The 4,379-nt window shown below is 64.9% G+C and carries 5 protein-coding genes; 1 reads left to right on the top strand and 4 read right to left on the bottom strand.

The annotated features are described in order from the left end of the window. Window positions 1–76: 76 nt before the first annotated feature. The 3 genes from icd to V3572_RS07615 all read right to left on the bottom strand — a co-directional run bounded on the left by icd (window position 77) and on the right by V3572_RS07615 (window position 3,214). Window positions 77–1,228: an NADP-dependent isocitrate dehydrogenase gene (gene icd / locus V3572_RS07625; protein WP_332110386.1), complete on the bottom strand. Its 1,152-nt coding sequence runs from the start codon at window positions 1,226–1,228 to the stop codon at window positions 77–79. Window positions 1,229–1,379: 151 nt separating this feature from the next. Next, on the bottom strand, window positions 1,380–1,772 hold the full coding sequence (locus V3572_RS07620; RefSeq protein WP_332110385.1) for a hypothetical protein: 393 nt from the start codon (window positions 1,770–1,772) through the stop codon (window positions 1,380–1,382). A gap of 71 nt (window positions 1,773–1,843) precedes the next feature. Next, window positions 1,844–3,214 (bottom strand): M23 family metallopeptidase, encoded by a 1,371-nt coding sequence (locus V3572_RS07615; RefSeq protein WP_332110384.1) that lies wholly within the window; start codon window positions 3,212–3,214, stop codon window positions 1,844–1,846. 202 nt (window positions 3,215–3,416) lie between these two features. Between V3572_RS07615 and V3572_RS07610 the strand changes: the two genes are divergently transcribed. Next, a complete protein-coding gene (locus V3572_RS07610) occupies window positions 3,417–3,851 on the top strand; it encodes a 3D domain-containing protein (protein WP_332110383.1) in 435 nt (144 codons plus the stop codon). A gap of 67 nt (window positions 3,852–3,918) precedes the next feature. On the opposite strand, the gene V3572_RS07605 is transcribed toward V3572_RS07610, so the two are convergent. Beyond that, window positions 3,919–4,209, bottom strand: coding sequence for a hypothetical protein (locus V3572_RS07605; protein WP_332110382.1), 291 nt, complete (start codon window positions 4,207–4,209; stop codon window positions 3,919–3,921). Window positions 4,210–4,379: the final 170 nt, after the last annotated feature.

Genomic DNA, 4,379 nt, shown 5'->3' with positions numbered 1-4,379 from the left:
AAAAAGGTTCCCCCCTGGCCGCCGGAGGCGTTCACCCGACATCCGTACGCTGCATGCCGGGGCTGATGCAGCGACGCTACATATTCTCTCCCAACAATTCCCCAAACCGGACGCAGCCCACGGTGGTCGCCCCGGGCATCTGTCCGGCCAGATCGACGGTCACCTGCTTGGAGGCCAAAACCTTGTTCACCGCGCCGTAGATGCGGTTTGCGGCCTCGTTCCAGCCGAGGTGCTCAAACAGCATGGCCCCGCACAGGATGAGGCTGCCCGGGTTGGCCATGTCCTTTCCGGCGATGCGCGGCGCGGTGCCGTGGGTGGCCTCGAAAAAGGCCAGGTCGTCGCTCATGTTCACGCCCGGGGCCAGCCCCAGGCCGCCGACCTGGGCGGCCAGGGCGTCGGAGATGTAGTCGCCGTTTAAGTTGGTGGTGGCGATGACGCTGTATTTTTCCGGCTCCATGAGCGCCACCTGGAACATGTTGTCGGCGATGCGGTCTTTGATCACGATGGGCTTGCCGCCGCCTGCGGCGGCCTCGTCCTCGGTCATGGTCATCTCGCCGAACTCGGTCTTGGCCACCTCGTAGCCCCAGGCCCGGAAGGCCCCTTCGGTGAACTTCATGATGTTGCCCTTGTGCACCAGGGTGACGCTGTCGCGGCCGTGATCCACGGCGTGGCGGATGGCCTTGCGCACCAGACGCTTGCAGCCGCCCTCGGTCATGGGCTTGATGCCCACGCCAGCAGCCGTGTCCACCTTGGCCCCCAGTTCGTCGCGCAGAAACTCCAGGAGCTTTTTGGCCTGGGGGGTTCCGGCGGCGTATTCGATCCCGGCGTAGACGTCCTCGGTGTTCTCCCGAAAAATGATCATGTCCACCTTCTCGGGGTGCTTGACCGGCGACTCGATGCCCCCGAAGTGGCGGATGGGGCGGATGCAGGCGTAGAGGTCGAGCACCTGGCGCAGGGTGACGTTGAGGCTGCGGATGCCGCCGCCCACCGGGGTGCCCAGGGGGCCCTTCATGGCCAGTTCGGCCTTGGCCAGGGTGTCCAGGGTGGCCTGGGGCATGTATTGGCCGGTTTCCTTGAAGGCCTTCTCACCGGCCAAAAGCTCGGTCCAGACAAGGGCGCGGTCGTCGCCGTAGGCGGCCTTGGCGGCGGCGTCGATGACCGGCCGGGCGGCCTTCCAAACCTCGGGGCCGATGCCGTCGCCCTCGATGTAATACACGGTCTTCTGCATGGGGGGATCTCCAGGGGATGTTGCGGTGGAAGGTGGAGGGAAAAAAGTCGGCCCATAAAAAAAGAAGCCAACCCTTGTCAATCACGCGGATTTTCCCGGCCTCCGAAGGCACGGCGGCCACACGCCGAAAAACGGATGCGCCAGGGGCCGGTCATGGAACCAGATAGCGCTGCATGAACAGGTCGAGAACCTTCTTTTTATCGGCGTCGCTAAGCAGCATGAAATCCTGATCGGCCACCTTGAGGGTGAAAAACTCCAGAAGCTTCATGCGGCGGATGTCCAGAGGGGCCTTGCGAAATTCCGGCGTGCTCACGAAGATCGCCACCTTGGGGGCCGCCTTGTCCACATACCTGACGGACAGGGGTTCGGTTTGGGGGGGGCGGCGGTCCCCGCCATCGTGTCCGCTGCTTCTGGACTCATGCTTCCAGGACAGAAAATTGCTCATGAAGGTGTCATGGCGGCCGTAGCGCAGATGATAGAAGATCCCCGAAACAAGCAGAAGGAGCACCACGACGGCCAGGGCAATGCAGTTGCGGATGCGCATGACGCCTTCGCCTTTTCCGACGGAGTTCTTCCGGCCAAGGCCGCAGGCGCGGCCCACACGACGATCCGGGTCTATTGGGGAATCTCGCCGCCGAAGCGACGCATCTTCTGGGTCACGTTGTCCTCAAGCCACTTGGCGTCCCACCATTCGATGGGGATGACCTCCAGGCCGGAAAGGACCACGCCGAAGTGCAGATGGTCGCCGAAGGCCAGGCCCGTGGCCCCGGTGCGGCCGATGATCCGGCCCTTGGCCACGGCGTCGCCCGCCTTGATGTCGATCTGGCTCAGGTGCCCGTAGAGGGTTTGCAGGCCCAGGCCGTGGTCGATGACCACGGTTTTGCCGTAAAGCCCCAGATCCCCGGCAAAGACCACCACGCCGTCGTTGGCCGCGGGCACGGCGGCCTTGGGGGTCGAGGCCAGGTCGATGCCCATGTGGTATTGCCGGTCGATCTGCTCGCCTTTGTAGACATAGGCGCGTTCGGCCCCAAAGGAGCCCTGGACCGACGACCCGGGAAGATAGATGAAGGCGCCGTTCCACAGGGGTTTGGGCGCGGTCTTGCGGCCCAGGTCGCGCAGGACGGCCTCGTCCTTGCGACGCTGGTCGCCGTTGACCTTGAGGAAAAGGGCCACGGGGTCGCGCGCCTCGGGATACTGGGCGGCGAAGGCGGGCATCTTGGCCGTCAGGAATTCGTCGGTGATCTCCACCCGCTCTTCCCTGAAACGGCGCTTGATGGCCATGTTCACAAAAAAACCGGTGCGCTCGTTTCCGGCCCGGTCCTCGGCGTAGAGACGAGGCTTGTAGTCCTCGGCCTCCATGTCCCGGGGGTAGGCGAAAAGGCACAGGTAGGAGCCCGAATCCTGCTTGAAGCCGGGGAAGAAGCGGTCGCCGACCATGACTCCGCTGCGTTCGGGATCTTTGGAGACGGTGTAGACGACGAGCCCCACCCCGCCCTGGCGCATGTAATGCGTGGGCGTCAGGGGCCGCACGTTGGGCGGGGCCATGTCCAGGGTCATGCGACGGTCGATGCGGGCGGAGTTTCCGGCCCCGAAATTGAAAAAGGAGCCGTCCGTGACCACCACCTGCAGATCGAACTCCCCCCCACGCAGTTCGGCCTTTTCCAGATTGAAGGTCTCCAGCACGGCTTTTTGCAAGGCATCGTAGGACTTGCGCAACACGGTATGTTTTTTGAGCCCCTGGCCGGCCGTGACCACAATGGATTTGATGCCGGACCCCGGGTCTTCGGCCTTGACGGTGAACTCCTTTTTAAGCGAAACTGCTGCAAGGGGGGGATAGAGCGCCACAGTCGGCTTCTCCATATCCTCCATAAGAAACAGCGCGCCCACTCCCGCCGCGGCAAGCGGCGCCAAAATGGCCACGGCCAGAATCACCACGCCGACCGGGCCGAATTTCTTTTTTTTCTTGGTGGGCTTCGTAATGCGCATGACGATCCTTCAACACGTACGCCGCGCGGCATGCGAGGCGTGTGGTGTCATAAACGTTCGACGGGAGCAAGACAAGGTGCAGCCAACGATTCCCACGCCCCACGACGGTCCCCCAGCGCCGGAAAGGACGGCCCCCACCTCCCGAAACGCCCGGCCTGGTTTCGGGAAACCCCCTGTTTTCGCCGTGGCGACCCTTGCGGCAATGCTGCTTTTCTCGGCGATAGCCTTTTTCCAGTCGCGCACCACGGCCCTGGCCGACAAGACGGCCTGGGCGGCGGTGGAGCTGTCCATGCGCACCGCAGACGCCCGGCTGGCCGGGGATCTCTTCGTCCCCTATCCCGAACCGCGCCTGTTTGCGGTCACGGTCACGGCTTACAGCCCGACCCCGGACCAGACCTGGGGCGACCCCTGGACCGGGGCCATGGGCCGCCGGGTACGCCCCGGCAAGACCCTGGCCGTCTCCCACGACCTCAAGCACCTCTTGGGCAGCCGGGTCTACGTCCAGGGAGTGGGCTACCTGGTGGCCGAGGATCTCATGCACCCCCGCTGGGAAAACCGGGTGGATCTGTGCGTGCGGACCCGCGGCCGGGCCGAGGCGTTCGGCATCAGACAGTTGAACATGGTCGTGCTGGACTGATCCGCCCCCGCCTCTCTCGCCTTGCCCACGCCCGAAGCCGCAGCAGCTTCGGGCGCAACGCCTCCGCCTACTCCAATCGCGTGAAGGCCACGGCGTCCACATCGCCAACGGCCATGGACGCCCCCACCTCCACCGATCCGTCGGCCAGATAGGCCGGGGAGGTGTAGGCGACCAGGGTATCCGGCAGATAACCTTCCATCTTGATGGAATTGGGAATCTTCTCGGCCTTGCGTTTGAAGGCGTCGACGCACAAGAGCAGATTGCGCTTAGCGTTTTGCGCGGCGGCCTTCTGGGCCATGAGCGGCTCGCCCGCATCGGCCCGGCTGGTCCCGGTGGTGGAGATGCGCTCGGCATCCACCCGGCATTGTCCCGTCGGGCCGGAAATGACCGTCGGCGCAGCGGCCGACGCCGCGGGCGCCTGAGTCGACGACGGCGCAACCGGAGCCTTGGCGGCCCCCGGGGCAGCCGCCGCCACTGCCCGGGCACACTTCCCCCGTCATGTCGCCTGCCGCTGCCCACGAACAGGGC

Origin of the sequence: Desulfolutivibrio sp., assembly GCF_036584575.1 — a bacterium.
GTDB lineage: Bacteria > Desulfobacterota > Desulfovibrionia > Desulfovibrionales > Desulfovibrionaceae > Desulfolutivibrio.
The sequence above is the reverse complement of the archived record's forward strand: the minus strand, read 5'-3'. Positions and strand labels throughout refer to the sequence as shown.

Excerpts from the sequence above, each read along its gene's own strand:
- icd (WP_332110386.1), bottom strand. The coding sequence starts at position 1,228 with ATGCAGAAGACCGTGTATTACATCGAGGGCGACGGCATCGGCCCCGAG.
- V3572_RS07620 (WP_332110385.1), bottom strand. The coding sequence starts at position 1,772 with ATGCGCATCCGCAACTGCATTGCCCTGGCCGTCGTGGTGCTCCTTCTG.
- V3572_RS07615 (WP_332110384.1), bottom strand. The coding sequence starts at position 3,214 with ATGCGCATTACGAAGCCCACCAAGAAAAAAAAGAAATTCGGCCCGGTC.
- V3572_RS07610 (WP_332110383.1), top strand. The coding sequence starts at position 3,417 with ATGCTGCTTTTCTCGGCGATAGCCTTTTTCCAGTCGCGCACCACGGCC.